34 protein-coding genes and 1 pseudogene are annotated in these 25,621 nt (G+C 64.1%); 15 read left to right on the forward strand and 20 right to left on the reverse strand.

Annotated elements, in window-relative coordinates; translation table 11 throughout:
- Position 1: 1 nt before the first annotated feature.
- The 5 genes from prmB to dapC all read right to left on the reverse strand — a co-directional run bounded on the left by prmB (position 2) and on the right by dapC (position 5,678).
- Complete coding sequence (gene prmB, locus ACM14_RS19055) at positions 2-979, reverse strand: 50S ribosomal protein L3 N(5)-glutamine methyltransferase (protein ID WP_013802545.1); 978 nt, start codon at positions 977-979, stop codon at positions 2-4.
- 20 nt (positions 980-999) lie between these two features.
- Complete coding sequence (gene dapE, locus ACM14_RS19060; RefSeq protein WP_065347006.1) at positions 1,000-2,160, reverse strand: succinyl-diaminopimelate desuccinylase; 1,161 nt, start codon at positions 2,158-2,160, stop codon at positions 1,000-1,002.
- Positions 2,161-2,246: 86 nt separating this feature from the next.
- A complete protein-coding gene (locus ACM14_RS19065; RefSeq protein WP_012205449.1) occupies positions 2,247-3,416 on the reverse strand; it encodes a PilT/PilU family type 4a pilus ATPase in 1,170 nt (389 codons plus the stop codon).
- Between the two features lie 180 nt (positions 3,417-3,596).
- A complete protein-coding gene (gene dapD / locus ACM14_RS19070) occupies positions 3,597-4,421 on the reverse strand; it encodes a 2,3,4,5-tetrahydropyridine-2,6-dicarboxylate N-succinyltransferase (RefSeq protein WP_012205450.1) in 825 nt (274 codons plus the stop codon).
- 51 nt (positions 4,422-4,472) lie between these two features.
- A complete protein-coding gene (gene dapC / locus ACM14_RS19075; protein ID WP_013802542.1) occupies positions 4,473-5,678 on the reverse strand; it encodes a succinyldiaminopimelate transaminase in 1,206 nt (401 codons plus the stop codon).
- 188 nt (positions 5,679-5,866) lie between these two features.
- On the opposite strand from dapC, the gene ACM14_RS19080 reads away from it, so the two are divergent.
- Positions 5,867-7,405 carry a methyl-accepting chemotaxis protein gene (locus tag ACM14_RS19080; protein WP_065347007.1) on the forward strand — a complete coding sequence of 513 codons (1,539 nt, stop codon included), beginning with the start codon at positions 5,867-5,869 and terminating at the stop codon, positions 7,403-7,405.
- A gap of 108 nt (positions 7,406-7,513) precedes the next feature.
- On the opposite strand, the gene rsxB is transcribed toward ACM14_RS19080, so the two are convergent.
- From rsxB to dusA, 3 genes are all read right to left on the reverse strand, one after another.
- Positions 7,514-8,230, reverse strand: a complete 717-nt coding sequence (gene rsxB, locus ACM14_RS19085; protein ID WP_065347008.1) for an electron transport complex subunit RsxB — start codon at positions 8,228-8,230, stop codon at positions 7,514-7,516.
- 23 nt (positions 8,231-8,253) lie between these two features.
- On the reverse strand, positions 8,254-9,627 hold the full coding sequence (locus ACM14_RS19090) for a polyhydroxyalkanoate depolymerase (protein WP_034393218.1): 1,374 nt from the start codon (positions 9,625-9,627) through the stop codon (positions 8,254-8,256).
- Between the two features lie 168 nt (positions 9,628-9,795).
- Positions 9,796-10,806: a tRNA dihydrouridine(20/20a) synthase DusA gene (gene dusA / locus ACM14_RS19095; protein WP_084027406.1), complete on the reverse strand. Its 1,011-nt coding sequence runs from the start codon at positions 10,804-10,806 to the stop codon at positions 9,796-9,798.
- 123 nt (positions 10,807-10,929) lie between these two features.
- Here dusA and ACM14_RS19100 point away from each other — a divergent pair, with 123 nt between their 5' ends.
- Positions 10,930-11,985, forward strand: coding sequence for a site-specific integrase (locus ACM14_RS19100; RefSeq protein ID WP_065347010.1), 1,056 nt, complete (start codon positions 10,930-10,932; stop codon positions 11,983-11,985).
- A gap of 19 nt (positions 11,986-12,004) precedes the next feature.
- On the opposite strand, the gene ACM14_RS32740 is transcribed toward ACM14_RS19100, so the two are convergent.
- Together ACM14_RS32740 and ACM14_RS19110 are read right to left on the reverse strand one after the other, a co-directional pair.
- A complete protein-coding gene (locus tag ACM14_RS32740; protein WP_065347011.1) occupies positions 12,005-12,250 on the reverse strand; it encodes a pyocin activator PrtN family protein in 246 nt (81 codons plus the stop codon).
- The gene (locus tag ACM14_RS19110; protein WP_065347012.1) at positions 12,247-12,471 is read right to left on the reverse strand and encodes a hypothetical protein; all 225 of its coding nucleotides are present in this window, start codon (positions 12,469-12,471) and stop codon (positions 12,247-12,249) included. The genes ACM14_RS32740 and ACM14_RS19110 overlap by 4 nt, the downstream gene beginning before the upstream one ends.
- A gap of 562 nt (positions 12,472-13,033) precedes the next feature.
- Between ACM14_RS19110 and ACM14_RS19120 the strand changes: the two genes are divergently transcribed.
- From ACM14_RS19120 to ACM14_RS31670, 3 genes are all read left to right on the forward strand, one after another.
- Complete coding sequence (locus ACM14_RS19120; RefSeq protein WP_139093454.1) at positions 13,034-13,318, forward strand: hypothetical protein; 285 nt, start codon at positions 13,034-13,036, stop codon at positions 13,316-13,318.
- Positions 13,319-13,524: 206 nt separating this feature from the next.
- The gene (locus tag ACM14_RS19125) at positions 13,525-14,277 is read left to right on the forward strand and encodes a hypothetical protein (RefSeq protein ID WP_065347015.1); all 753 of its coding nucleotides are present in this window, start codon (positions 13,525-13,527) and stop codon (positions 14,275-14,277) included.
- Between the two features lie 73 nt (positions 14,278-14,350).
- The gene (locus tag ACM14_RS31670) at positions 14,351-14,599 is read left to right on the forward strand and encodes a hypothetical protein (protein WP_139093455.1); all 249 of its coding nucleotides are present in this window, start codon (positions 14,351-14,353) and stop codon (positions 14,597-14,599) included.
- Here the strand turns inward: ACM14_RS31670 and ACM14_RS19130 are convergent.
- The 7 genes from ACM14_RS19130 to ACM14_RS19155 form a co-directional block, all read right to left on the reverse strand.
- Positions 14,596-14,895, reverse strand: a complete 300-nt coding sequence (locus ACM14_RS19130) for an H-NS family nucleoid-associated regulatory protein (RefSeq protein WP_065347016.1) — start codon at positions 14,893-14,895, stop codon at positions 14,596-14,598. The genes ACM14_RS31670 and ACM14_RS19130 overlap by 4 nt on opposite strands.
- A gap of 172 nt (positions 14,896-15,067) precedes the next feature.
- Entirely contained in the window at positions 15,068-16,189 is a 1,122-nt protein-coding gene (locus ACM14_RS19135; RefSeq protein WP_065347017.1) for a hypothetical protein, read from the reverse strand.
- Positions 16,186-16,947, reverse strand: coding sequence for an ERF family protein (locus ACM14_RS19140; RefSeq protein ID WP_065347018.1), 762 nt, complete (start codon positions 16,945-16,947; stop codon positions 16,186-16,188). The genes ACM14_RS19135 and ACM14_RS19140 overlap by 4 nt, the downstream gene beginning before the upstream one ends.
- Positions 16,948-17,032: 85 nt before the next feature.
- Complete coding sequence (locus ACM14_RS32085) at positions 17,033-17,191, reverse strand: hypothetical protein (RefSeq protein ID WP_175403285.1); 159 nt, start codon at positions 17,189-17,191, stop codon at positions 17,033-17,035.
- Positions 17,188-17,397: a hypothetical protein gene (locus tag ACM14_RS19145; protein WP_065347019.1), complete on the reverse strand. Its 210-nt coding sequence runs from the start codon at positions 17,395-17,397 to the stop codon at positions 17,188-17,190. The genes ACM14_RS32085 and ACM14_RS19145 overlap by 4 nt, the downstream gene beginning before the upstream one ends.
- 13 nt (positions 17,398-17,410) lie before the next feature.
- Entirely contained in the window at positions 17,411-17,752 is a 342-nt protein-coding gene (locus ACM14_RS19150) for a hypothetical protein (RefSeq protein WP_065347020.1), read from the reverse strand.
- Between the two features lie 853 nt (positions 17,753-18,605).
- Positions 18,606-19,217: a VWA domain-containing protein gene (locus ACM14_RS19155; protein ID WP_016452844.1), complete on the reverse strand. Its 612-nt coding sequence runs from the start codon at positions 19,215-19,217 to the stop codon at positions 18,606-18,608.
- A gap of 577 nt (positions 19,218-19,794) precedes the next feature.
- Between ACM14_RS19155 and ACM14_RS32745 the strand changes: the two are divergent.
- Positions 19,795-19,977 (forward strand): annotated as a pseudogene (locus tag ACM14_RS32745) (helix-turn-helix transcriptional regulator); the annotation flags it as partial.
- A 91-nt stretch (positions 19,978-20,068) separates the two neighbouring features.
- Here the strand turns inward: ACM14_RS32745 and ACM14_RS32480 are convergent.
- Positions 20,069-20,557 (reverse strand): transcriptional regulator, encoded by a 489-nt coding sequence (locus tag ACM14_RS32480; RefSeq protein WP_065347021.1) that lies wholly within the window; start codon positions 20,555-20,557, stop codon positions 20,069-20,071.
- Between the two features lie 83 nt (positions 20,558-20,640).
- Between ACM14_RS32480 and ACM14_RS19165 the strand changes: the two genes are divergently transcribed.
- On the forward strand, positions 20,641-20,886 hold the full coding sequence (locus tag ACM14_RS19165; protein WP_065347022.1) for a helix-turn-helix transcriptional regulator: 246 nt from the start codon (positions 20,641-20,643) through the stop codon (positions 20,884-20,886).
- A 25-nt stretch (positions 20,887-20,911) separates the two neighbouring features.
- On the opposite strand, the gene ACM14_RS31675 is transcribed toward ACM14_RS19165, so the two are convergent.
- Positions 20,912-21,136, reverse strand: a complete 225-nt coding sequence (locus ACM14_RS31675; RefSeq protein ID WP_139093456.1) for a hypothetical protein — start codon at positions 21,134-21,136, stop codon at positions 20,912-20,914.
- On the opposite strand from ACM14_RS31675, the gene ACM14_RS19170 reads away from it, so the two are divergent.
- Entirely contained in the window at positions 21,135-21,407 is a 273-nt protein-coding gene (locus ACM14_RS19170) for a hypothetical protein (protein ID WP_139093457.1), read from the forward strand. The genes ACM14_RS31675 and ACM14_RS19170 overlap by 2 nt on opposite strands.
- Positions 21,408-21,559: 152 nt before the next feature.
- Here ACM14_RS19170 and ACM14_RS19175 read toward each other — a convergent pair whose 3' ends face one another.
- Positions 21,560-21,802, reverse strand: a complete 243-nt coding sequence (locus ACM14_RS19175; protein ID WP_065347024.1) for a hypothetical protein — start codon at positions 21,800-21,802, stop codon at positions 21,560-21,562.
- A gap of 86 nt (positions 21,803-21,888) precedes the next feature.
- Between ACM14_RS19175 and ACM14_RS19180 the strand changes: the two genes are divergently transcribed.
- From ACM14_RS19180 to ACM14_RS19210, 7 genes are read left to right on the forward strand one after another with little or no spacing between them, the layout of a single operon-like run.
- Entirely contained in the window at positions 21,889-22,251 is a 363-nt protein-coding gene (locus tag ACM14_RS19180) for a hypothetical protein (RefSeq protein ID WP_254662092.1), read from the forward strand.
- Positions 22,229-23,197: a DUF1376 domain-containing protein gene (locus ACM14_RS19185; RefSeq protein WP_065347025.1), complete on the forward strand. Its 969-nt coding sequence runs from the start codon at positions 22,229-22,231 to the stop codon at positions 23,195-23,197. The genes ACM14_RS19180 and ACM14_RS19185 overlap by 23 nt, the downstream gene beginning before the upstream one ends.
- A gap of 3 nt (positions 23,198-23,200) precedes the next feature.
- Positions 23,201-23,728, forward strand: coding sequence for a hypothetical protein (locus ACM14_RS19190; protein ID WP_065347026.1), 528 nt, complete (start codon positions 23,201-23,203; stop codon positions 23,726-23,728).
- Positions 23,725-23,928: a hypothetical protein gene (locus tag ACM14_RS19195; protein ID WP_065347027.1), complete on the forward strand. Its 204-nt coding sequence runs from the start codon at positions 23,725-23,727 to the stop codon at positions 23,926-23,928. The genes ACM14_RS19190 and ACM14_RS19195 overlap by 4 nt, the downstream gene beginning before the upstream one ends.
- Positions 23,925-24,635: an HNH endonuclease gene (locus ACM14_RS19200; RefSeq protein ID WP_065347028.1), complete on the forward strand. Its 711-nt coding sequence runs from the start codon at positions 23,925-23,927 to the stop codon at positions 24,633-24,635. Before ACM14_RS19195 ends, ACM14_RS19200 begins: the two co-directional genes overlap by 4 nt.
- A complete protein-coding gene (locus tag ACM14_RS19205) occupies positions 24,632-25,078 on the forward strand; it encodes a hypothetical protein (protein WP_026062239.1) in 447 nt (148 codons plus the stop codon). Before ACM14_RS19200 ends, ACM14_RS19205 begins: the two co-directional genes overlap by 4 nt.
- Positions 25,071-25,571: a recombination protein NinB gene (locus ACM14_RS19210; protein WP_065347029.1), complete on the forward strand. Its 501-nt coding sequence runs from the start codon at positions 25,071-25,073 to the stop codon at positions 25,569-25,571. Before ACM14_RS19205 ends, ACM14_RS19210 begins: the two co-directional genes overlap by 8 nt.
- The last annotated feature ends 50 nt before the right edge of the window (positions 25,572-25,621 follow it).

Consider the following 25,621-nt stretch of genomic DNA (forward strand, 5'->3'; position numbering starts at 1 on the left):
CTCAGCCCAGGGGGCGGTAGGTGGGGCGCAGGGCCTCGATGTCGCCTTCGGTCCAGGCGCGCAGTGCCTCCTGGGTGATCAGCAGCACCTGCTCGTCGCCCGAGCTGGTGTCCAGCCAGAAAACGGGCAGGTCGGGGAAGGCGGCTTCGAAGAAGTCCTTTTCATTGCCGATTTCCAGCACGACCACGCCTTCCTTGGCCAGACGCGACGGCAGGTCCAGCAGCAGGCGGCGGATGAAGTCCATGCCGTCGGCGCCGCCGGCCAGCGCCAGTTCGGGCTCGGCCTGGTATTCGGCGGGCAGGCGCGACATGCTGTCGGCATTCACATAGGGCGGGTTGCACAGCACCAGGTCCCAGGGGCCGGGCAGGGCGGCCAGTCCGTCGCTCTCCAGCAATTGCACGCGCTCGGCGAGTTCATGGCGGTCCACGTTGATGCGCGCCACGGCCAGCGCGTCGGCCGAGATGTCGGCGCCCGTGACCTCGACCTCGGGCCAGGCCATGGCCGCCAGGCAGGCCAGGCTGCCGTTGCCGGTGCACAGGTCCAGCACGCGGCGCGTGCGGTCGGACAGCCAACCGTCGATGCTGCCGTCGGCCAGCAGCTCGGCAATGAAGCTGCGCGGCACGATGGCGCGCTCGTCCACGTAGAAGGGCACGCCCTGCAGCCAGGCCTCGCGCGTGAGGTAGGCGGCGGGCTTGCGCGTTCGGATGCGCTCTGCGAACAGCTCGGCCACTTCGGCCTGCTGCTGGGCGCTGACCGCCTGGTCGGCCAGGGATTCGGGCGCGCCAGGCGCCAGTTCGCTGTCCAGCGGCAGGCCCAGCTTCCACAGCGTGAGCCAGGCCGCTTCGTCTTCGGCCGTGGCCGTGCCGTGGCCAAAGGCCACGCCGGCCGCCGTGAGCGCTGCGGCCCCGGAGGCCACGAGGTCGGCGATGGTGCTGCCCGAGATGGCGGGAATATTGGCAGGGGTGGGGGCGGATGTCATCGTCGGCTCCTTGGTCGCGTTCAGACGGCCTGCTGTCGCTGCAGCTCCTGGAGCGTGCGGCGGTAAATGTTCTTGATGGGCTCGATGTCGGCCACCACGATGTGCTCGTCGATCTTGTGGATGCTGGCGTTGGGTGGGCCCACTTCCACGACCTGGCTGCAGATCTGGGCGATGAAGCGGCCGTCGCTGGTGCCGCCCGTGGTGGACAGCTCGGTCTCCAGGCCGGTCTCGGCGCGGATGGCCGCCTGCACGGCGTTCACCAGCGTGCCCGGCGTGGTCAGGAAGGGCTGGCCGCCAATGGTCCAGGCCAGCTCGTACTCCAGCCCGTGACGGTCCAGCACGGCGTGCACGCGCTGCTGCAGCGATTCGGCCGTGGACTCGGTGCAGAAGCGGAAGTTGAAGTCGATGGTCACATGGCCGGGAATGACGTTGGATGCGCCCGTGCCGCCATGCATGTTGCTGATCTGCCAGCTGGTGGGCGGGAAGAAGGCATTGCCCTCGTCCCAGCGCGTGGCGGCCAGTTCGGCCAGGGCCGGCAGGGCCTGGTGGATGGGGTTGCGCGCCAGCTGCGGGTAGGCGATGTGGCCCTGGATGCCCTTGACCGTGAGGCGCCCGCTCATGGTGCCCCGGCGGCCGTTCTTGATCATGTCGCCCGTGCGGTCCACCGAGGTGGGCTCGCCGACGATGCACCAGTCCAGGCGCTCGCCGCGCTCGCGCAGCAGCTCGACCACGACCTTGGTGCCGTCCACCGAGGGGCCTTCCTCGTCGCTGGTCAGCAGCAGGGCAATGTCGAAGGAGGGCGCCGGTGTCTCGGCCAGGAATTCCTCCAGTGCCACGACGAAGGCGGCGATGGAGGTCTTCATGTCGCTGGCGCCGCGGCCGTACAGCTTGCCGTCGCGGTGCGTGGGCACGAAGGGCGGGCTGCTCCACTGCTCCAGCGGGCCGGTGGGCACCACGTCGGTATGACCGGCAAAGACCAGCACGGGCCGGTCGGCGCCTGTCCCGGAGCGCCGGGCCCAGAGGTTGCGCACGCGAAAGCTGTCGGGGCCGCTGTCGATGCGCTCGCAGGCAAAGCCCATGGGCTGCAGGGCATCGGCCAGGAGTTCAAGGCAGCCGGCGTCTTCGGGAGTGACGGAGGGCAGGCTGATCAGCTGCTCGGTCAGTTGCAGGGTGCGGGACATGGTGGGTGGAATCAAAAAACAAAAAAGTCGGAGGGCCGGCTGCCGCCAGCGTGCTCCGACATTGTGAACGCTGCGGGGCTGGCCGATCAGTTCGGCTTGACTTCCAGCATGATTTCCGTGAACGAGGGCATGTCGTCCTCGCCGGGCGTGGCCAGTTCGGCGAACTGGCTGGACGGCGCTGCATGGCTGGCCTTGACCACGTCGTTTTCCAGGCGCCACATCAGGTTGGTGGGCGAATCGGCGAAGGCCAGGGCTTCGGCGCGGTCGATGCGGCCGGAGCGGACCAGCTGGGCCAGCGCCTCTTCAAAGGTCTGCGAGCCTTCGGCCATGGATTTTTCCATGGCCTCCTTGACGCCCGAGAAGTTGCCGCGCTCGATGAGGTCGGCGATCAGCTTGGTGTTGAGCATGACCTCGACGGCCGGCATGCGGCCGCCGTCCACGGTGCGCACCAGGCGCTGGGAGATCACGCCCTTGAGTGCAGCCGACAGCTCGCCCAGCATGGTGGGGCGGATTTCCTCGGGGAAGAAGGACAGGATGCGGTTGAGCGCGTGGTAGCTGTTGTTGGCGTGCAGCGTGGCCAGGCACAGGTGGCCCGACTGCGCAAAGCCCATGGCCGAGGACATGGTCTCGCGGTCGCGGATTTCGCCGATCAGGATCACGTCGGGGGCCTGGCGCAGCGCATTCTTGAGCGCGATCTGCAGCGATGCCGTGTCCGAGCCCACTTCGCGCTGGTTGACGATGGAGCGCTTGTTGCGGAACTGGTATTCGATGGGGTCCTCGATGGTGAGGATGTGGCCCGTGAGCTTTTCGTTGCGCGCATCGATCATCGAGGCCAGCGTCGTGCTCTTGCCCGAGCCCGTGGAGCCCACGACCAGCAGCAGGCCGCGCTTTTGCATGATCAGCTCGCCCAGCACGGGCGGCAGGTTCAGCGTGTCCATGGCCGGAATGTGCTGGGCGATGAAGCGGATCACCACGGCGCAGCTGCCGCGCTGGTGCATGGCGCTGACGCGAAAACGCCCCACGCCGCGCAGCGGCACGCCCATGTTGAGCTCGCCCGTTTCGTCCAGCTCCTGCAGGCGCTCGGCCGGCACGATCTCGGCCAGCAGGCTGCGCGGCGCGTCGGGCGGCAGCAGCTGGTTGTTGATGGGCACGCATTCGCCGTTGATCTTGATCAGCGCCGGCGCGTTGACCGCCAGGTAGACGTCGGACGCCTGCTTCTCGCCCATCAGGCGCAAAATCCTCTCCATCGTGCCCATGTTTTCCCCCAAATTCGTGTACTGCCGCTGTTCTTGGATCGTCTGCACGCTCTTGTGACGTGAAACGGGCGTCCGCTGCCTGGTGGCCGGGGACGCCCTCGAGAGTATGCCTTGCTCCATCCCCTGAACAGGGGATGTTTTGGCGCCGCAACCACGCCTTTGGCGCGGTGCGGATGCGGATCAATCGCGCAGCAGGTCGTTCAGGCTCGTGGTGGAGCGTGTCTTGGCATCGACCTTCTTGACGATGATGGCGGCGTACATGCTGTAGCGGCCGTTGTCCTTGGGCAGGTTGCCCGACACCACCACCGAGCCGGCAGGCACGCGGCCATAGCTGGTCTCGCCGGTCGCACGGTCATAGATGGGGGTGGACTGGCCGATGTACACGCCCATGGAGATCACGGAGTTCTCTTCCACGATCACGCCTTCGACGATCTCGGAACGCGCGCCGATGAAGCAGTTGTCCTCGATGATGGTCGGGTTGGCCTGCAGCGGCTCCAGCACGCCGCCCAGGCCCACGCCGCCGGACAGGTGCACGTTCTTGCCGACCTGGGCGCAGGAGCCCACGGTGGCCCAGGTGTCGACCATGGTGCCTTCGTCCACATAGGCGCCGATGTTCACGTAGGAAGGCATCAGGATGGCGCCCTTGGCCACGAAGCTGCCGCGGCGGGCCACGGCCGGGGGCACCACGCGCACGCCGGTGGCGGCGATCTCGGCCTCGGTCATGCCGGCGAACTTGGTGGGGACCTTGTCGAAGAAGTTCAGGTCGCCGGACTGCATCAGCACGTTGTCCTTGAGGCGGAAGGACAGCAGCACGGCCTTCTTGATCCACTGGTGCACGGTCCACTGGCCCACGCCTTCGCGCGTGGCCACGCGCAGCTGGCCGTTGTTCAGGGCTTCGATCACGTGGTCCACGGCCTCGGTCACTTCCTTGGGGGCGGCAGCGGGGGAGAGGCTGGCACGGTTGTCCCAGGCGGTGTCGATGATGGATTGCAGCTGTTGCGTCATATGGCTTTGGTGATCAAAGGGTTTGTGAGGAAAGGGGAGCGCAGGGCTGTCTCAGCGCTGGCGCGATTCTATGAACTGTGCAATGCGCTGGGCGGCTTCCAGGCATTCTGCGGTCTCGGCCACCAGGGCCATGCGCACGCGCCCGGCGCCGGGGTTGCGGCCATTGGCCTCGCGCGCCAGGTAGCTGCCGGGCAGCACGGTCACGCCGGTGGCGGCATACAGCTCGCGTGCAAAGTCGGCGTCGTCCAGGCCCAGCGATTCGGGAATGCCGGCCCACAGGTAGAAGCTTGCGTCGGGCAGGCGCACATCCATCACGCGCGCCAGCACGGGCGTGACCTGGTTGAACTTTTCGCGGTACAGGCGGCGGTTTTCCTCGACATGGGCCTCGTCGGCCCAGGCCGCCATGCTGGCCGTCTGCACCACGGGGCTCATGGCACCGCCGTGGTAGGTGCGGTACAGCAAAAAGGCCTTGATCAGGGCCGCATCGCCCGCCACGAAACCGCTGCGCAGGCCAGGCACATTGCTGCGCTTGGACAGGCTGGTGAACATCAGCAGGTTTTTGTAGTCCGTGCGGCCCAGGCGCTGTGCGGCTTCCAGGCCGCCCAGGGGGGCGGTGCCGTCGAAATAGATCTCGCTGTAGCACTCGTCGCTGGCGATCACGAAGCCGTAGCGGTCGGACAGGGCAAACAGCTTTTCCCACTCGGCCAGCGGCATCACCGCGCCCGTTGGGTTGCCGGGCGAGCACACGAAGATCAGCTGGGTCTTTTCCCACACGTCGGCGGGCACGCTGTCCCAGTCCACCGCGAAGTTGCGTGCGGCGTCGCTGGGCGCGTAGTACGGCTGGGCGCCGGCCAGCAGGGTGGCGCCTTCGTAGATTTGATAGAACGGGTTGGGGCAGATCACGCGCGCGCCGTCCTGGCTGGCATCCACCACCACCTGGGTGAAGGCAAACAGTGCCTCGCGCGAGCCGTTGACGGGCAGCACCTGGGTGGCGGCGTCCAGGGCAATGCCATAGCGCTGGCGAGCCCATTGGGCGCAGGCCTCGCGCAGCGCGGGCTCGCCGGCCGTGGCGGGGTATTTGGCCAGGCCGCCGAGGTCGGCGCTCAGTGCCTGCTCGATGAACGCCGGCGTGGCATGGCGGGGCTCTCCGATGCCAAGGCTGATGGGGCGCACGCCCGCCGGTGGCTGGACCCCGGCGAACAGTTTGCGAAGACGCTCAAACGGGTAGGGCTGGAGTCGGGAGAGCAGGGGATTCATGGGCTCGCATTATGGATTGATGCGCTTTCGGCATGCCGTTGTCACAGGTGACTGCGGGTCTGCACGCTGGATTTTTTGCATTCTGTTACCTATTCTGGCATGGTCTCGACTGGGGCCATGCCATCTCGTGTGGCGGGGCCTCGTGAACGGTGAATTCCAGATACCAATGACTAGAGAGGCAATCAGCTATGCAGGCAGGCGCTGGCATGGAAAAAGTGGGAAACAGGCATCGTAAGCATACATCCGGCCCCGGGGCCGGCTTCCTTGTATGCGCCGTGTGGGCATTGGCGGGGCCGCCGCTGGCCCTGGTGGCCGGCTCGGCGGGCGTGGGGCCCTGGGTTTGGGGTGCCTTGCTGCTGTGGGCCGGGCTGCTGCTGGGCGGCATGCACAGGCTCTGGTCGCGGGTGACCGGCGAGCGGGAATTGCTGCAGCAGGCCATGCAGGGCATCGCCCAGGGCGACCTGAGCCAGCGCGTGACCGTGGAGGCGGCCGCCTCGCAGGAGGGCGCTGGCGCTGTCCAGACGCCCAAGGCGCTGCTGGGAGGCATGGTCACCTCTCTGTCGGGCATGGTGGCCGATGTGCGCAGCAACGCGGCCCTGGTGGCGCAGGCCGGGCAGCAATTGGTGAACGAGCACCAGGCGCTGTCCGATCGCACCGAGCTGCAGGCCACCAACCTGGCCCAGACCGTGGTCAGCGTGGAGCAGTTGAGCAGCGCCGTGCAGCACAACGCCGATGTGGTGGGCGTGGTCCACCACCAGGCCAGCGCCGTGCGCGGCGCCGCCGATGAAGGCGTGGTGGCCATGGGCCGCGCCGTGGAGTCGGTGGAGACCATTGAGAACAGCGCCGGGCGCATGCGGGAGATCATCGGCGTGATCGACGGCATTGCTTTCCAGACCAATATCCTCGCGCTCAATGCCGCCGTGGAGGCCGCACGGGCTGGCGAGCAGGGCCGGGGCTTTGCCGTGGTGGCCAGCGAGGTGCGCTCCCTGGCCGGCCGCTCGGCGGAGGCGGCGCGCGAGATTCGCCACCTGATTGGCGATGCCTTGACCCAGGTGGAGCACAGCACCGAGTTGATCCGCACGGCCGGACGTGGCATGGAGCGCGTGACCGAAGGCATCCGCCAGGTGGCCGAGCACATGGGCGAGCTCTCGCAATCGACCGGCAGCCAGAGCACGGGCCTGGCCGAGATCAGCCGCGCCGTGCACCAGATCGACGAGATCACCCAGCACAACGCGCAGATGGTGGGCCACGCGCTGGACCAGGCACGCGCGCTGCAGCAGCGCGCCCAGATGCTGTCAGGGGCGGTGTCGCGCTTTCGGCTGCAGCAGGGCACGGCGGAGGAAGCCGTGGCCCTGGTCGAGTCGGCCCTGGGCCTGGCGCGGCGCGGTGTGGCCACCGATGCACTGCTGGCCGCCGTGAACGACCCCGGCCAGCCCTTCCATGACCGCGATATGTACGTTTTCGCCCTGGCCGCCGACGGCAGCTACCGCGCCTTTGGCGGCAACCCCGCGCGTGTGGGCGTGCGCGTGCAGGAGCTGCCAGGCGTGCGGGGTGAGCAGCTGCTGGCCGACATCATTGCCCAGGCCGAGCGCGGCCCAGGCTGGGTGGAGTACGACTTCAGAAACCCTGCCACGCAGCAGGTACAGACCAAGATGTCCTTCGTCTGCAAGCATGGCGGGCTGTACTGGGGTTGCGGGGTCTACAAGAGCCTGGCGCTGGCTGCGTAGGCCTGCCACGGCCTGCGTGGGTGCCTATGGCGGTCTATGACCATCGATGGGCATCCATAGGCCTGTACTGGCGGGCTTAGGCGGGTCTCGCTGCCCGCCTACATCCACTCAATGCCCGTTGGGCGTTGAGGCGCCACCCGCACGCTGCGCGCGTGCGCGGGCCAGGATGGCTGCGATGGTGGCTTGCTTGCTTTCGGTCGCCAGCGGGGGCGCCGGGCAGGGCGTGGAGGGGCTGGCGTCGTCGGCCATTTCCTGCTCCCCCAATGCAAGAGGCATCTGCGCACGGGCCGCACCCAGGCGCTCGCGCTCCTGTTCACGCTCTCGGCGCAGCACATAGCGCTGGCGCGCATGTTCGGCCTGCTGGGGGCTCCAGGCAGACCAGCCTGTGGCGGGGCCGCTGGCGTTGTGCAGTTCGATGCAATCGACCGGACACACGGGAATGCACAGCTCGCAGCCCGTGCAGTGGGCGGCGATCACCGTATGCATGAACTTGTTGGCGCCCAGGATGGCATCCGTGGGGCAGGCCTTGATGCACAGGGTGCAACCGATGCACCAGGCCTCGTCGATCACGGCCACGGTGCGCGGGGCTTCCGTGCCGTGCTCGGCGCTCAGTGGGACAGCGGGCCGGCCCGTCAGTGCAGCCAGCCTCTCCACTCCCGCAGCGCCCCCGGGGGGGCACTGGTTGATGCCGGCCTCGCCCGAGGCCACGGCCTGGGCATAGCTGGCGCAGTCGGGGTAGCCGCAACGCGTGCACTGCGTCTGCGGCAGCGCCGCGTCTATGCGTGCTGCCAGATCGTCGCGGGCAAGGATTGCGAAGGCGGACATGGCGTGCCGGGCTTGCTCGGTGCTCAGCCTGCCTGCACCTTGGCACCGCGCTTGCGCGGCTGCTCGGTGGCCGAGGGCGCGTCATCGCTCAGGCTGCTGGTGTGACCTGCCGCGCTGGCGGCCGTGGCGCTTTCGGGCTGGTGGGCACTGATGAACTCACGCACCTGGGGGTAGACGATCTCTCTCCAGCGCCTGCCGCTGAAAATCCCGTAGTGGCCGGCGCCCGGCACTTCAAGGTGCTTGCGCTGATCGGCCGCGATGCCCGTGCACAGATCGTGCGCTGCACGCGTCTGGCCCGAGCCGGAGATGTCGTCCAGCTCGCCTTCGACGGTCAGCAGGGCGCTGCCCTTGATGTCCTGCGGGCGCACCAGCTCGGCCTGGCCTTCGGGCGAACGCACTTCCCAGGTGCCATGGACCAGCTTGTAGTCCTGGAACACCGTGGCGATGGTCTCGAGGTAGTAGTCGGCATCCATGTCGAGCACGGCGTTGTACTCGTCATAGAACTTGCGATGGTGCTCGGCGCTGGCGTCGTCACCCTTGATCAGGTCCTTGAAGTAGTCGTAGTGGCTATTGGCGTGGCGGTCCGGATTCATCGCCACGAAGCCCGAGTACTGCAGGAAGCCCGGGTACACGCGGCGGCCTACGCCCGGATAGCCTTCGGGCACGCGGTAGATCACGTTGTTCTCGAACCACTCGAAGCTGCGGTTCTGCGCCAGGTTGTTCACCGAGGTCGGCGAGCGGCGCGCGTCGATGGGGCCGCCCATCATGGTCATGGACAGCGGGGGCGTCTCGCCACGGCTGGCCATCAGCGACACGGCAGCCAGCACCGGCACCGTGGGCTGGCAGACGCTGACCACGTGGCACTGGCCGTACTTGCCCTGCAGGTAGCGGATGAACTCCTGCACATAGTTCACGTAGTCGTCGAGGTGGAACTCGCCATCGGCCAGGGGCACCAGGCGGGCGTTCTTCCAGTCGGTGATGTAGACCTTGTGGCCGCCCAGCATGCTTTGCACCGTATCGCGCAGCAGCGTGGCGTAGTGGCCCGACAGCGGCGCCACGATCAGCACCACGGGCTGGCTCAGCATGGTCTGCAGCGTATCGGTGTCGTCGGAGAAGCGCTTGAAGCGGCGCAGCTCGCAAAACGGCTTGTCCACTTCGACGCGCTCGCGGATGGTCACGTCAACGCCGCCCACATCCACACTGTGCAGGTTGAATTCGGGCTTCTCGTAATCCTTGCCAAGGCGGTAGAACAGATCGAACCCGGCGGCCATGCGCTGGGACATCGGACCTTGGCTCAGCAACGAGTGGGGGTTGCTGTAGAGCTTGGCTGCAGCTTGCGCGAAATCGGCAAAGGGCTCGACCATGGCGCGCTGGATTTCGTAGAGCTGATAGAGCATGGATACAAGGGGTTGTTTGGATATGTTGCAGTGCAATATATCAGCAGCAAGCTAAGAAAATTGGTAGTAAAACCCCTTTGATGCTGTCGCGTAAGTGATAGTTTTTACCGATAGGCCTGGGCGAGCGGCCGCCTCAGCCCTGGCCATCCTGCAATGCAGTCCCCCGCGCTAGGCGGCAAGCGCCGCCTCGGCCGGTTTGGTGCGCGCAAGCCGCATCACCTCTGAAGGCGGCAATTGCTTGAGTTGGTGATTGCTCCACACCTGGCGCCAGCGGCGCGCCCCCGCCAGCCCGTTGCGCAACCCCAACATATGCCGCGCGATGGAGTACCAGTGCGTGCCATGCGTGCGCGCCTCGCGCTCCATATACGCCACCATCTGCTCCTCGATGGACTCGCGCGTGTGCTCCACGCTCGCATCGCCGTAGTACAGCGCATCCCACGAGGCCAGCCACCAGGGGTTGTGATAGGCCTCGCGGCCCACCATCACGCCATCGACCTGCTGCAGCAGTTCCTGCACCGTGGCATCGGCCTTGATGCCGCCGTTGATGGCAATGGTCAGTTCCGGAAAATCCTGCTTGAGCCGGGCCACGATCTCGTAGCGCAGCGGCGGGATCTCGCGGTTTTCCTTGGGCGACAGGCCCTTGAGCCAGGCATTGCGGGCATGCACGATGAACACGCGGCAGCCCGCATCCGCCACCGTGCCCACGAAATCGCGCACGAACTCGTAGCTCTCGTCCTTGTCGATGCCAATGCGGTGCTTCACCGTGACGGGCACATCCACTACATCGACCATCGCCTTCACGCAATCTGCCACCAGCGGGGCCTCATTCATCAGGCAGGCGCCAAACGCGCCGCGCTGCACACGCTCGCTGGGGCAGCCGCAATTGAGGTTGATCTCGTCATACCCCCACTGCGCCCCCAGCCGCGCAGCCTCCGCCAGATCGGAAGGCTCGCTGCCGCCGAGCTGCAGCGCCACCGGATGCTCCTCGGCCTCGAAACGCAGATGCCGCGGCACATCCCCATGCAGCAGAGCGCCCGTCGTCACCATCTCTGTGTAGAGCAAGGTGTGGCGGCTCAGAAGCCGGTGCAGGTAGCGGCAGTGTTTGTCGGTCCAGTCCATCATGGGCGCAACGGACATGCGCCACATGCTGGCAGGTGCTTGATTTTCTACGTTTGTCATTGATCTGATTGGGTTTTTTGCTCCGGTGGCTGCTCCTGATTTTGCACCGTTGAACCCCGTTTTTCCTGTTTTTTCGGCTCTGAGTGCTACATTGAGTGCTACAAAATTGGCTTGTAGCACTCAATGGGAACCATCACCACACGCAAGCGAGCAGACGGCTCGCAGTCATACACCGCGCAGATCCGGCTCAAGGAAGGCGGCCAGATTATCTACAGCGAAGCACAGACGTTCAGCCGGAAGGTACTGGCCAGCGAATGGCTGCGCCGGCGGGAGTACGAGCTGGAGCAGGAGCGCGCTTCTGGCCAGGCTCTACACAAGAAAGTTTCAGTGGGGGAGCTACTGCGGGATTATGTCAGCGCGGCCGAAAACGTGACTGAGTGGGGCCGTAGCAAAAAGGCCGACATCGCGCGCGTGCAGGCCTCTGGCCTGGCCGACCTTCAGGCCACCAAGCTCACGGTGCAGGATCTGATGGGCTACGCCAAGAAGCGGCGCACGGAAGACGAGGCCGGCCCTGCCACCGTGCTCAATGACATGGTGTGGCTGCGCCAGGTCTTCCTGCATGCTTCCGCCGCGCGCGGCATCGATGCGCCGCTGCAGGTGCTGGACCGCGCCAAGTCCGAGTTGCTGCGGACGCGGGTGATCGCGAAGCCGGCCCAGCGCTCGCGCCGGCTGCTGCCCGAGGAAGAGGCCAAGTTGCTGGAGCACTTCTCCAGCCGCGACGGCAGGGCATCTATTCCCATGAGCGACATCATGCAGTTCGCGCTGCTTACGGCGCGACGCCAGGAAGAGATATGCCGTCTGCGTTGGGTCGATGTGGATTTTGAGAAGGGGGTAGCGTGGCTGGATGACGTGAAGCACCCCCGCATGAAGAAGGGTAACCGGCGATGCTTTCGGGTGCTCAATGCGGCAGCCGACATCATCAAAAGCCAGTCGAGGGAAGAGGGCGTGGAATTCGTCTTTCCCTACAACAACAGATCAGTCGGAGCCGCATTCACGCGTGCCTGCCATGTCCTTGGTATCGAGGATCTGCACTTCCACGACTTGCGCCATGAGGCGACGAGCAGGCTGTTTGAGAAGGGATACAGCATTCAGGAGGTTGCCCAGTTCACATTGCATGAAAGCTGGGCAACGTTGAAACGATATACCCATCTGCGCCCTGAAAACGTGCAAGAGCGTTGATGGGGTTTGTGAGCTGCGTTTACTGCAGCCTCTGCCAATCGGCGTCCGCCTGCTGTTTGAGTCGGTCGAGGTAATCGGCCAGCTTCTGTGCGTCCACCAGCCATGGACTTTTTTGCGATCCCAGTCGAAAGGCCGGGACAGGAAGCCGTTGGCGGCCTGCCGCCTCGCATGCCTTTCTTGGCGACAGTCCGAAAAGTCCGGCGCATTTCTCTACGGGAATGTGGGCGGTCCCGTATTCCGCCATGAGTGCAAAAAATGTCTTCATTGTGTCGGGTCGTTCCCTTGCCCAGCAATGGGCTCTTGAGGGGCCTTGCTTTGGAGGGGTGTCTTGATAGAGGCATCGGTGGAGCGCAGTCGTTCGGCCAGCGCTTCCAACTGCTGGAAGGTGAGGCACATGCCGCGAATGGCGCGCGTCGGCCCGGGCGTGTGAAAGGTGCCGCCGCACTGCTGTGCCAGCAGCACCAGAGGGGTGTTGATCATCGTCATTGAAGGCTCCAATTCAGGCAGGGAAAGGTTCGACGCGACGCGTGGGTGCGGGGTAGTACAGATGCCCGCCGACGCGGCTGGGCAGCGTGAAGGCATAGAAGCGCGAGGCCGGCAGGCCTGGAAGCGGTTTCAGCTCCGTGCCTTGGTAGCAACTGGTCGGCGGGGCGTAGGGCTTCTGAGGTGTGGTCTTGGACATGTCGATGCAGAAATGAAGCGGCCCGCACTGGGCGGGCCGGGTTTGGGGTGGAGCAGGCATCAGGCCGCGCGTCGCGTTGCGCTGGAAGAGGCCTCTGAATAGTTGGCGGCCACGATGAACCGCATGGGCACGGGGCTCACTGAGTTGTCGACCATGCGAACCTGGGCGGTTTTCGTCAGGGGCTTATCAGAGGCTGTCCGGTCGGCGCGCCACCGCCACCGGCAAACAGGTCGATCACCAGCTTGGCAGCGAGGGGCAGGAGAAATTGAGGGGTGAGCATGCGGCTCCTTGAAATTTGGGCCAAAAAAAGCCGCTCGCGGCAGGGCCGGGCGGCTTCGGGATTGCCTCCGTGGTCGGAGGCTTATGGTGAAATTAGGGCTCTACAAAAAAGGAGCAGAGATGGACCGGTGCGACCCTGATGCTGAATACAAAATGGATCTCCGGCAGGTATCGTTTAACTTCTGGGTAGAAGATGGGCGTTACAGCGGCACCATCTCTGGGGATGCACTCGACAAGCTGGCAGGCGGGGATGCTGGTCTTCGTGCCGGCTGCCTTGATTCCTATAAAAAGAATTGGGAGCAGATCCACGGTATCGCTTCGTTGAAGTTAGCAGCAGGACTGGCTCCCCAGATTTCGTTGCTTGACGTGTAAGGACAGTTGTCCCATGCGCGCTGTGTGGTCCTGAGTTTCAAAGCACGAATAGAAAGGGATGCGAGGGCAAATGTTTCGTGGTTAAAGAAATGTGAGGTTATGTTTCTTGGATGTTGGCTAGGAATGCTGATTGCTCAGAGAGTTGGCAGGCTTGAATTTCCGAGCCTGAAGTCAAAGCTCATGAAAGGAACCAGCAATGGCACAGCATGAAGACCACGGCCGACAAGGTCAGAACCGTCAACAGCAGCAGGACTCTGGCGACGGAAACGGCCGACGCGATCAGTTTGACGAAAGCCGCCGCTCCTACGCAGGACGCGGGCAGGACCAGTGGCGCGATGAGGGCCAGTGGGAAGGAAATCGCAGCGGCTACTCAGGTAGTCAGCAAGGCGGTGGATACCCCGAAAGGGGCTACCCTGGCGGGCAGCAGTCCGCCTATCAGGGGTACCAAGGCGAGCAGCAAGGGGGCTACGGCGGCGGATACGGTCCAGCGCCTGGTCGTCGGGAGTTCGGATACGGTGGCGGCAGCGGATACGGCGACCAAGGCTATGGTCGTTCTCGACAAGATCAAGGCTACTCGCGCCATTCGCAGCAAGGCGGATGGGGCGGCCATGAACGCAGTGATTTTGGCCGAGATACTCAAGGCTGGGATCGTGGAGCGGGCGGAAACAATTACGGCAATTCTGACCAGCAATATGTACGTCAGAGCCGGACAAGTGAACCGTTCGACCCTGACTATCATCAGTGGCGTCAGGAACAAGTGGATGCCTTGGATGAGGATTACCGCAACTGGCGAAATGATCGCTACAAAAAGTTCTCTGACGAGTTCAACAAGTGGCGCACAGAGCGCGACGCTCAACGCGGCAGCGACAAGAGCGGTGGTTCCGGTTCAGCCTCTGGTCAACAAGGAACAACTGGCAAGGAACATAAGTAATCCTTCGCTTGATGTACTGATTCCGTAGTTCGCCGGCCCCCAGGATTAGATGCCTGGGGGCCGGTGGTGATTCAGCCAAGCTTTTTGTTGGAGATCTCGTCATGGACCTTCGGATACGCGAACCTGAACTGCAGGCTATGCATGTCTGGCACGCGAGCATGGTGGTGCTTGCAAAACCCGGAGAAACAACTGGAGTGCCCATATTTGAGGCACCTGCGGTTGCTCCTCCAGTTTCATCACCTGTCGGGATCGAATTTCCCTATCACCTGTTGGTTATCGAAGTCGATAATCCTGAGGACAGCGTTACTCAAGATCGCATTCGCTGTAGGTTGAGCGAGTTTGACCTTTAGGCGCCTGCTTTTTCCGGGATAAGAAATTCCGCGCGATCTTTGTCCTTGATCCAGTTCGGCGGCTTGCCCCGGCCGGTCCAGGTAGCTCCAGTCTCGGGGTCACGGAACTTAGGCGCGCCCACCGAGCCCTTCGCCTTGGAGCCGGAGGCGGGGAACACGTCTTGCTCGGTCAGTTGGTACTGCTGAATCAGGGCGCGGACCTCTGCCACCGCTCCAGCCTTCTCCGTCTTCATCACTTCCGCGATGCGTGCATCCAGCTCGGCCTTTTGCTGCAGCAGGGTCTTGTAGTCGCTCATTGTTTTTTCTCCAGTAGGGTTTCGAAAAGTGGGGCCCTTCTTTTGGTAGGGCCATGGATTAAAAGTTCTGGTCATGCCGCAATTGCGGCAGCCAGGAGGAATGCACCGGCAAAGCCAGTGCTGCCGGCCAGCAGGCTCATGCCCGCGAGGCCAAGGAAAACGCTGCGAAGGCTCATGGCTGAGCTTGGAAGCTATCGCGCACGTCGGCGATGTGGGCGATCAAGCCATCGCAGAACGCCGCGAAGCTGGTGGCAGGCATGTGCACGGCGCCCCGGTCCTTGACGGTCTGAACGCCCACCGCGTTGGCGGTCGTGGCGCTGATCTCGAAAATACCCAAGCGCGCGTTAATCTGGCCCAGCTTCAACGTCTGGCCGCTGGCCACCAGTTCCTGCAACTGCAGCTGGTCCAGCGCTGCAGGCTGGGTTGTGGCCGGTGGTGCCGGCTGCAGCGCAGGGATGGGCGCCATCTCGACCTCGACATGCAGATCAGACTGCGTGGCCAGGTCGAAGCCGATCAGCTCAGGCTGCGGCGGTGCCGCGTCGCGGGTGGCAGGCGCTGGCTCCGGGTGCGTGGCCGTGAATTCCGCAATGCACTGCGCGTAGTAAGCCCGGGCCAGTTCCAGCTTCACGTCCATCTGAGCCTCCAGCGCGCGGTCGCGCTCAATGGCCCAGGTGGTCAGGCGCATGTGCTCGGGAATGTGCTCGACCAGGTGCAGTTGTTGCGGCTCGTACTGGCCCAGCAGTTCCTCGGGCGTGTTGACCATGGCGTAGTTGACCTCCCAGCGGTCCACATCCCACAGGCGCATGTAGCCGCGCATCTGCCATGCATACAGGGAGTCCTCGCAGTCGCGCACGAATGCGGGGAAGGTCTGCAGGCTCCACGAGCATTTCAGGTCGTGGCCGCAGCGGCGCGGCCCCAGGTCCACGGTGTCAGCTTCGCCCGTGATCTGGCCGTCGCTGCGCCGCTCCGTGTTCTTGGCCAAGGTCAGCCCACGCACGCGGTTCAGCAGGGCCAGGCCTTCGGCTTCGACTGCCAGGCCCTTGTCCGTGTATTTGCTGGACACCTCGAAGTCCACGCCCCACAGCTCCTGTCGCACCAGTTCCCGGATGTAGGTCTTGGCGGTCTCGCTGAGCGTGCCCAGCTTGAGCCGTTCCAGCACGGCCTTCTCTTCGTCCGTGCGCTTCTTCTTCGCTTGGATGGCTTCGACCTCAGGCGTGATGAGCGCGGGATCGATGCTCACCGGCGCGGTCATCAGCTTGCCGATGCTGCTGCAGCGGAACAGGAACTCCCTCATGCTGCACTCCTCGTGGCTTCGTTGAACGCCATGAGGCCGGCACGATCACGGGAGAGGGCAGCGCGTCCCTTGCGGCAGCCTGCTTCGAACTCGACAGTGCCCCGCACACTCTTGATGTAGTCCACCCAGCCCTGGGCGTGCTCTGTGAGTGGGGCAGCAGCGCCGCCCTGGCCGTCGTCATCCTCTCCGGCCTCGGCCACGCCCGTGATCTGCTTGAGCGTGTGCCGCTGCAGATAGGTCGTGGTGGAAATGATCGCCTGAATGGCGTTCTTGCCTCCTGTTTCATCGGGCTGGGCCGTCAGCTCAACTGTGTCGGCATGGCCCAGGCGGTGCCGCAGTTTGCACACCACGGTGATGTCGCGGCCGACCTGGCGCGTTTGCCAAGACCACGCGAATCCGAGTGCGGACAGATCGGGGCCCACGGCCTGCACAACGTCGTCCAGCTCGGCATGCTTGTAGCTTGTTCTGCCCTTGGATGTTCTGAAGTCCACGGCCTTGCGCTTCACGATGCGGATGTTCTTGGCCTTGAATGCGGCCAGGGCTTCGTTGTAGGCCTTCTCGGCTTCGTGGCGCTCGTTGCGCTCCAGCAGATCCATCATCTTCTCGATCTGCTCCAGGCCTGCGCCGCGCTCCTGCAGCGTCAGCATGAAGTTGGCCGCAAGGGACGTGGGAAGGGCGGCGGGAGCGGGGGCGGGCGCGGCGTTTGCCGCCGGAACCAGTTCAAGGGCTGCGGCCTCTTTCTGGGAAACAGCGTTCATGGGAACCTCGCGGGTTGTGGAAAATGAAACGCCCGCAGCAGCGGGCGATGGTCGGCGCCGGCGTGGCGCTTGGTGGATTGGGCGGTCATTCCGGGTCTTCCGGATCGCCGCGCATCTCGCGGACGGCGGACAGGTAGCGGCGCCCGCCGGCGGGCCATGCACGGTCCAGTTGTTCCCCTGCCTCTTCAAGCAATTCGAGCAGCAGGGGCACCTTCTCGGCGTTGGTCAGATCAGCCAGATTCATGGCTTTTCTCGCTGGCATTCCACGACGCTCTCGCTCACCCATTCGGCGTGCATGCCAGGGCACGCCAGCGCGCTGACGGTGGCGGGCGGCGCCTTGCCAGGCTCATCGTCCAGCGTTGCCTGCAGGCACAGCAGGCTGATGCCCAGTAGCACGGCAATCAGCCATGCCAGCGGCGGCGGGTCCGGGATTTCGTCACGTCGGTACATGATGGCTCCTCGATCAGTGGCGGTTTCGTTGAAGGTCCGCGATGTCATCGCGGGCACGTTGGCGGGCATAGGCCCGCAGCCACTCGTCCATGGAGTTGCCCATGACGGTCAGCTGCGGGTGTTCGGGGTTCAGGCTCTGGCCCATGCGCTCACTGGCGGCGGCGATTTGCTGGGCCAGCTCGTACTGCGCGGCCTGCAGGGCCTCCTGCACAAACTCGGCCACGAATGGCGGGCCGTAGTAGTCACGGACATATGCATCCAGCTCGGCGTCTTCTGCCTCGGCGCTGTCTTCCTGGGCCGCGCGCTCGGCATCGGCCACTGAGGCCCAACAGATAGAGGGGAGGCGTGCATTCATAAGATTTCCCAGACCAGAAAAAAGAAAGGCCCGCAAGCAGTAGCTGCGGGCCTTAATGGAAGAGAGCCGGTGCCCCGGGGCAGGGCATGTCTGAAACCGAGGATTGAAGTGGTGAAAAACTCAGACCCGGCTTGAAAAAGCGGTCAGAAAAGGGCCATCGCCTTAGGGGAGGCGTTGTAATTAAAACTGCAGAAGTTGCAGGTAACAGTAAAAACGCGCAGCAGCTGGTACATAGACCAGCTTCAGGTTAGGAGGACCCAACACAGCAGCAGGAGAAGCGCCGAGCACGCGAAAAGAGGGACAACGCGCCTCTCCGGCGCGAATAGGGAGACTGCTTCCTCAGGGCCGCAGGGAAAGGCTTCGGCCATGCTCCGGTAATAGCGAGCCTCAGGCTCGGGGTTGTAGCTTTCTGTCGGGGTCACACGCTGCATCGCACACCTCCGTGAGTTTTCAGTTTTGCGTCTCGCTTGCAGGAACAATCCACCATCACGTATAAAAAGCCGGGCCTGTCGGGCATCAGCGAGTTGAAAAGACCTCGAAAAAACTCCTGAACCGGCTGAAATCGCGCGGGGCTTACACCCGCTCCGGCTTCCCAAGCCTTGGGCGCCAACTTCTGCTGGCCGCAATTACCGTGAGCAATCGGTGTGCCCGAGTCAGCGTTTGCCATCGCGGCGGCGTTCTAAGGCAGGGCACCAGCGTGATGGCCCTGGCGTTGGCCAGGGCACGGGGGTCAGTTGAACCAGGTCTTCATGGCCTTGAGCAATTCAGAGGGCCGCTTGTACTTGGAGCCGGTCCAGAAACCGGCGGCGAACATGCCAGCGCAAAACGTCAGCAAGATGAGATCTACCATAGATCAGCCGTCGATTGCAGCCAGCACCAGATCGGCGGTGCTGGCAAAGGACTCGGCCTCGGCCACGGTCTTGGCATCCACGATGTCGAACTTGGCGCCCTTGAGGTTGTCGTCCAGTTCGCGCAGGTAGTCGGTCGCGGCTCGGTCGTGGCCCACCTGGACGAACAGGAAGGTCAGTTCATCGTCGCTCTGCAGCTTGTTGGAGGCATCCACGATCACTTTGGCCGCAGCCGCACGGTCATCGGGCACGCCATCGGTGAAGACGATCACGAAGTCCTTCTTGTCCGACTTGCCGGCCAGCTTGAGCGCGGCTGTCAGGGCCTCGGCCAGCGGGGTGGAGCTACGGGGGGAACGGGCAGCGAACACTTCGGCCAGCTTGCTGGCGTCCACGCCATCGAACGAATCGACGGCTTGGCCGTTGAACACGACGAGGCCGATGCCATCGCTGTCCAGCTTGGCCAGGTCGCGGGTGAACTGCTCGGCGGTTTCCTGCACAGCCTGCCAGCGAGTGCGGCCCTTCACGTCGTCGGTGGTCATGGAGCCACTGGCATCCACGACGACGATGAAATCGAACTCGGACAGCTTTGCCAGTTGGGCAGCGAGAAGTGCGGACATATGTTTTCCTTGAGAGCGGGGAGAGGGCGCCCCGAGTCGCCATAAAAAAACGCAGCGCCCTGATTGCAAGACGCTGCGTTTTTTCCCCGGCTGGGCCGGGTGTGGAGGTTGTTCCTCCAAAGATCGTTCTGGGCTTTTCTTTTCTTGGCATCCCAGTGCATGCCTCAACCCCGTATTCAGCCCCAGGGTATGGACTTCGCGCGGCCTTTCCCGGATCGCGCCCGTAACCCCATCCGGGCAGGCGCAGCAGCAGTAGAGCGAACGACGACCTTTTCTATCCCGCTGCCGCCCGCGGTGCGCTGCCTTTACCCAGCCGTGCCTGCTGCATGAACGAGGGCGGCATGTTGGTGGCGCCCATCGGCAGCGAGATTGCTGCTGACGTTCAAATAGTAGCAGTGCTTTTTTATCGAGGCAATAGCAGTGCTTGTATTTTTCTCCGTCTCAGAGCAAAAAATGGCGTTTTGCAAGCCAGGCTTGCACCTGCCGCAACGCACGGTTGCGCAAGCATGGCTTGCATTTGCAAAAGTGCGACTATTGGTGAATACTGTATGTGTGTACAGTTTTTCGCGAGAACGCGATGACGCCAATACGAAAAAAAGCACTGGGCGATCGGTTGCGTGCCGCCCGTCGCCGCTGCGCGCTCTCGCAAGATGATGTGGCAGAACTGTTGGGCGTGAAGAGGCAGACAGTCTCCGCTTGGGAGACAGGGGTGACCGTGCCTACGGCATTCCAGGTGGCGGACTTGGCTGCAGCGTACTGCGCCTCCGCTCACCATTTGCTATTCGGAGCGCACTACGAGCGTGTGGATGTGAAGGCGCTTTTGCCGAGTGCTGGGAGTCCGGGCGAGCTGGCTATTCCAAGTGTGCCGCTACACGTCGATGAGCAGTCCGCCCTGATGCGTCCGGGGGTTGCCGCTCCCCCTCTCCCTGGTGTTGGCGGAGCTGCGCCTCAGCGTCAGCCAGTAACTTGGCTTGGGTCGATTTGGGGACGCTCCGGTACACCATGACGAGTTGCATTTCGTCTTTGGACAATTGGGTGAAGTTCAGCGGCTGACTACCGCCACCGGCAACCTCGCCCAGCGCAGCTGCTTCCGCAGCTAGCCTGGGGCTGAAGTCTGCGATCTCGCATCCCAATCCTTTTGCAAATCCTCGCGCGGCCTTCAAGCTGATCGCGGCCTTGCCATTGAGGAAGTGCCCCACGGCTGCTTGGCTGCCTATGTCGTAGGTCTGCCCGAACTCTGCCTGGGACACGCGCTCCTCGCGCTCAACCCACAGGCTCTTGAGCTTGCGCGACTCCTCGCGGTGCTCATCGGTCAGGGTTCTGCGGATCTCTTCACTCATAAATAGCGAGGCTAGTAAAACTGTTGCCAAACGGCAAAAAGCACTGCTGTTGACAAAATTAAAAGCACTGCTAGTATTTAAGGATGCACAACCTCAGACGCATCCGAAAACACCTCGGAATCACCCAGAAGGCCTTGGGTGACGGCATCGGCTGCACCCAAGGCAACGTTTATCACTACGAACGAGGCCAGACCTTGTTGCCTGAGATGGCGGGGCGCCTCATCGCCTACGCCGCGCGCGATTTCGGCTTGGTCCTTACCTATGACCACATCTACGGCAGCGCCCAGCTGCCGCCGGCTGCCGCCACGAAGGAGGGCAGCCATGCATGACTGTCCTCTGAGTTTTGCCCGGCGATCAGAACGGGTCGTCGTCACCTAGTTCTGGCGGTGCATCGACAACGCTCATTTCCACATGTGTGCTCCACCTTGAGGTGGACAAGAAAGCTGCAGCGCCCTCCGGATATTGATGCCTCGTTTGGCGAATGTTGATGCTGACCGGCGTTCCAAAAAGCTCTCCAAGAGCCTTTTCTATTGCTGCTTCGATCTCTTTAGTGGAGTGGTCTTTGAAATTTGTTGCCATGAAAACTCCTGAATTCCTTAAAAAACCCTATTCCATGCCCGCAGGGCTCTTGGTCAGTAGTGCCGAGATTTTCGGTCATCCCGCCTTTACGTCTGTTGGATCGCTGCGATTGTTCTTCATAGCCTTGGGCTGTGATGACGAAGAGGCTGTGACGAAGGCGTTGTGCGAGTGGCTGAAGGTGGGACGAAAATTCCCCACGCCCGCCGATATCCGCGACTTGATCGTTGCACAAAAGACGACCAGCCAAGCATTGGATGCCAGCCATGCATAGGCCTCTCCGCACTCCAGATCCGATCAAGGTCAAAGCGGTGGAGCTGCTTCGCCTGCTGAACGGGCTCTCGTACGCAGATGCCTTATTCGTTCTCGATGTCGCAAAGAGAACGATGGATGACGCAGTCGAACGCTTACAGGCCGAGACGCTGTTTACTCCCCCTGCTTTCCAATGTTGTTCTCCCACAGATGGGGAAGATCGTCTTTCAACAGGCGACGCAGTTTCTGAGACAGGGAATTGACGTGCTCTGCCGTGTTGTCGTCGTAGTCGTATTTTTCCTCGCGGTTGCTTTCGGCAATGTCCAGCTTTCGCCGTATCTCTTGAAGTTCGACGAAGTTGGCAATGCACATCAGCTTGATGGTCCGTAGTTCGTCCAGAACCAGTTTTTCGTTCATGTCTGCCCCTCTCGGGAATGGTTGTGTGGAACCAACCATTTTGCCCCGAGAGAGGGTGGGCACCTTTTCTTCTCAAGAGGCCTTCCATGGCTGAAAAATTCACTTCAACGGACGGTCGGCTGCACCGTGTCGTCCGTGGTTTGGTCGCGTTCGCTCGCGGCACAGGCCGCACCAGTTGCTCCGACACGCTGGAGCTGCGTCAGCAGTGCGACGCCAACACCCTGCGCGTGTTGGACGCGCTGGCCCGAGCCAAGGGCATGGAGCGCCCGGCCTACATCGAGGCGCTGCTGGAAGAGCATGCGAAAGAAGCGTTGCATGAGGCAAGTCTGATCGTGCGTCAGCTGCGGGGCAATCCGCTGCTGGTGGAAGCGCTTGGAGCCCCGCCGGAGACCTTCGGTCTGCCTGCGGCCGAGGAAGAGGTGGGGAATGCACGAGCAACAACTGCCTGAACCCATGGTTCCCGAGGATTGCGACCTCGCTGATTTCGCCTTCATGCCCCTTGATGTCGCGCGCTTGCGTGACTCGGACCTTGCTGCCAATGAAACGCCGGAAGCCTGTTGGGCTGCCGTGCTGCTGTGGTCAGCGGCTTGGCACCAAGTGCCAGCGGGCTCCATGCCTGACAACGATGCCTGGATTGCGAAGCAGGCCGGCTATGCCCTGCGCGGGCGCATCGATCCGAAGTGGAAGCGTGTGCGCGAAGGCGCCATGCATGGCTGGGTGCTTTGCAGCGATGGCCGTTACCACCACCCCGTGGTGGCCGAAAAGGCCCGGGATGCGTGGGCCTCGAAGCTGATGCAGCGCTGGCGGACGGAGTGCGCGCGCATCAAAAAGCACAACGACAGGCACGGGACAGCCGTGGGACGTCCCTCATACGAGGAGTGGATTTCCTTGGGACGTCCTGCGGGACAGCCTTTGCCGCTCCCTGGTGACAAGGGGTCTTGTCCCGAGGGACAAGGCGGTGCTGTCCCTGGGGACAGCCATCCCGGTCCCGATGGACAAGGGCCACATGTCCCTGACGAAACCCACTCCAAGAGACAGGGAGAGGGACAGGGACAGGGACAGGGACACCCTATGTATTCCGTACCTGACGGTACGGGCGGTTCACCCGCCAGGTTGACCGACCCGGGCGAAATCATCTTCGGCTATGGCCTCTCCATGCTGGTCAACGCCGGGACTGCGGACAAGGCGGCTCGCTCGTTTCTCGGCGGGCTGCGCAAGGCCCACGGTGACGCGGTGCTGATCGACAAGCTGCGGGAGTGCGCCAAGGCGCGGCCTCTGCAGCCCCTCGAATGGCTGGCGGCCGCGCTGCCGCCGCCGTCCATCGCCGGAGCTGCCAGAGGCCCGCAGGCCAACAACAAGCACAGCGCCGCGTATGCGGCCATCGTGGAGGACTGAACCATGCAAAGCATTTCCGCGCTGGCACCTACAGCGCTGCACGACGGTGCGCGAGAGCCTACCGCCAACCCTGCCGTGAAGAATCTTTTCCTCGTGATGCAGGGCTGTTATGGAGCGCTGTTCCTGAGCAAGTTCGCCACGGGCGTGCTGGATGACCAAGGCCGCGACCTGGGCGTGCGCGCTGCGATGCGAGTCTGGCGCACGACGCTGGCCAAGTACGCGCCCGACGTGATCGAGTCCGCTGTTGCGCGCCTGACGGCAGAGCACCCGGACTATCCGCCGCACCTTCCGCAGTTCGAAGCCATGTGCAGGGCCGCCACGCCCCGCAAGACGCACGCCGAGGAGCATGGTTGGCTGGCCCTGCCTGCACCGAACGCAGCGCCTGTGCATGTCCAGATCGAGCCCCTTGGCGATGGCAAGGACTGGGCCCGCCGCATCGTGGCGCGCGTGCAGGCCGGCGACCAGACGCTGACGCGCACTGCCATTCGCGCCGCAATGCAAGCCCTGGGCATGGAGGGCTGGCCGCGATGACCCTGCTGCAGCTGCTCAAGACCGGCGCCGTGCTGCGCTACCGGCCCGGGTTCCGCTTCTACGCGGTCCAGCGCGGCCGTGAGATCCCCGTCAACCAGGTGGAGGCCGAGGCAGCCGTGCGCGCCGGCCGCGTCCGCCCCGAAAGCACCGGCCCTGATGGGTTCGGCGTCTACCACTTCGCTCTCAGGAACACCCAATGACCCGCAGGTTTGAATTCGACCGCGACCAGGTGCTGGCCACTATTGAGGCCGGCCCGGTGCAGTACGCCGCCCTGGCCGGCACCATGTCCGATCCGGCCCGCGCCCAGCTGCGGGCCATCATCGATGAGCTGATGGGCCAGGGCCTCATACGGCTGATCCAGCTGGACCGCTTCCCGCACTACGTGGTCACCGACTGGGTGATGCCCGACGAGCTGCGCCTGCAGCTGATCGAGGGTAAGTGCAAGCGCACCGTGGACGGGTGCCTGGTCTGGACTGGCTATATCGACCCGCGCCGCGGCCCCATGGTGCGGTTTGGGCCGGACGGCCCTCCCACGGCGGCCCGCCGCGTGGTCTGGACGATCAAGCGGGGTCCGCTGGGCCTGCAGCAGACAGTCCGTGCGGGCTGCGATGACCCGGCATGCGTGGCCTATGAGCACATGAAGCTCGGCACCCGCGCCGACAAAGCGCGCGGCCGCAGCCTCACGCCGTTGACCAGGCTGCGCATAGCCCGCGCACAACAGGCAGCGCGCGGCAAGCTGGACCTTGAGAAGGTGAGGGCCATCCGCGCGAGTGCTGAATCTGAGACTGTGCTGGCGGAGCGCTACGGCGTCTCCAAGCCCACCATTGGCCAGATCCGCAGGAACGAGACGTGGCGGGAAGAGGGCGGCATGTTCACTGCGCTGATCCCAGGGAGGGCACGGGCATGAGCGTGATCCTTGGAATGGACCCTGGAGCCAATACGGGCGTGGCCGTTTTCGTGGACGGCCAGCTGGTGGAGCTGCTGACGATCCCGCCGCACCACATCGAGCGCACGCTGGCCGCACGCATGCCGTCGCGCGTGGTCTTCGAGGACAGCCGGCTGCAGTCGCACACCTGGACGCGCGGCAAGACCGGCGCCGCCAGCGCCAAGATGGCGCGCAACGTGGGGCAGGTGGACGCGCGCTGCGCCGACATCACGGCGCACTGCGCAGATCTGGGCATCCCTGCCCACGGCATCAGCCCGGCAGGGAAGGGTGGCAAGCTGGATGCGCGGCGCTTCGCGGCCGTCACGGGCTGGACGGGCCCGAGCAACGAGCACAGCCGCGACGCTGCCATGGTGGCCTGGCCCTATCGCCGCGCGGCGGATCTGCGGGGAGGTGGCCGTGGCTGAGATTGCCCTTCACGCTCGTTGGGATGGCCCCGAGCAGGCCCGGGCCAACTTCCTGCAGCGCGTGGCGCCCTGGTGCATGCAGCAGTGGGAGGCTGGCCGCCGGCTGGAGGTGTTCGTGCGTCTGCACGAGGACGCCAAGACCGACAGGCAGCGGATTTTCTATCACGACTTCGTGCTGGCCGAGATCGCGCGCCAGGTGGTCATCGACGGCCGCCGGCACTCGAAAGCCACCTGGAAGGAGCACTTCCGCACCGAGTACCTGGGCAGCCGCGCGGTGACGCACCATGACCCGATCAGCGGCGCCACGACCACCACGCAGGAGCGCATCAGCACGGAGAGCCTGGGCGTGCGCGCGTACGGTGACTTGATCGACCGCGTGATGGCCCACGCCATCAACGAGCTGAACGTGGAGTTCCCGGCGACCTTTGAGGAGTGGGAGCGCGAGCAGACCCACCCGGACACGGGCGAGGTGATTGGCGGGGTGTGCCCCTGATGCGCCGCACTGCCTTCAAGTCCGGCGGGGCAGGATTCCGCCGGCGGGCC

Source organism: Delftia sp. JD2, assembly GCF_001682645.1.
GTDB classification, from domain to species: Bacteria; Pseudomonadota; Gammaproteobacteria; order Burkholderiales; family Burkholderiaceae_C; genus Comamonas; species Comamonas acidovorans.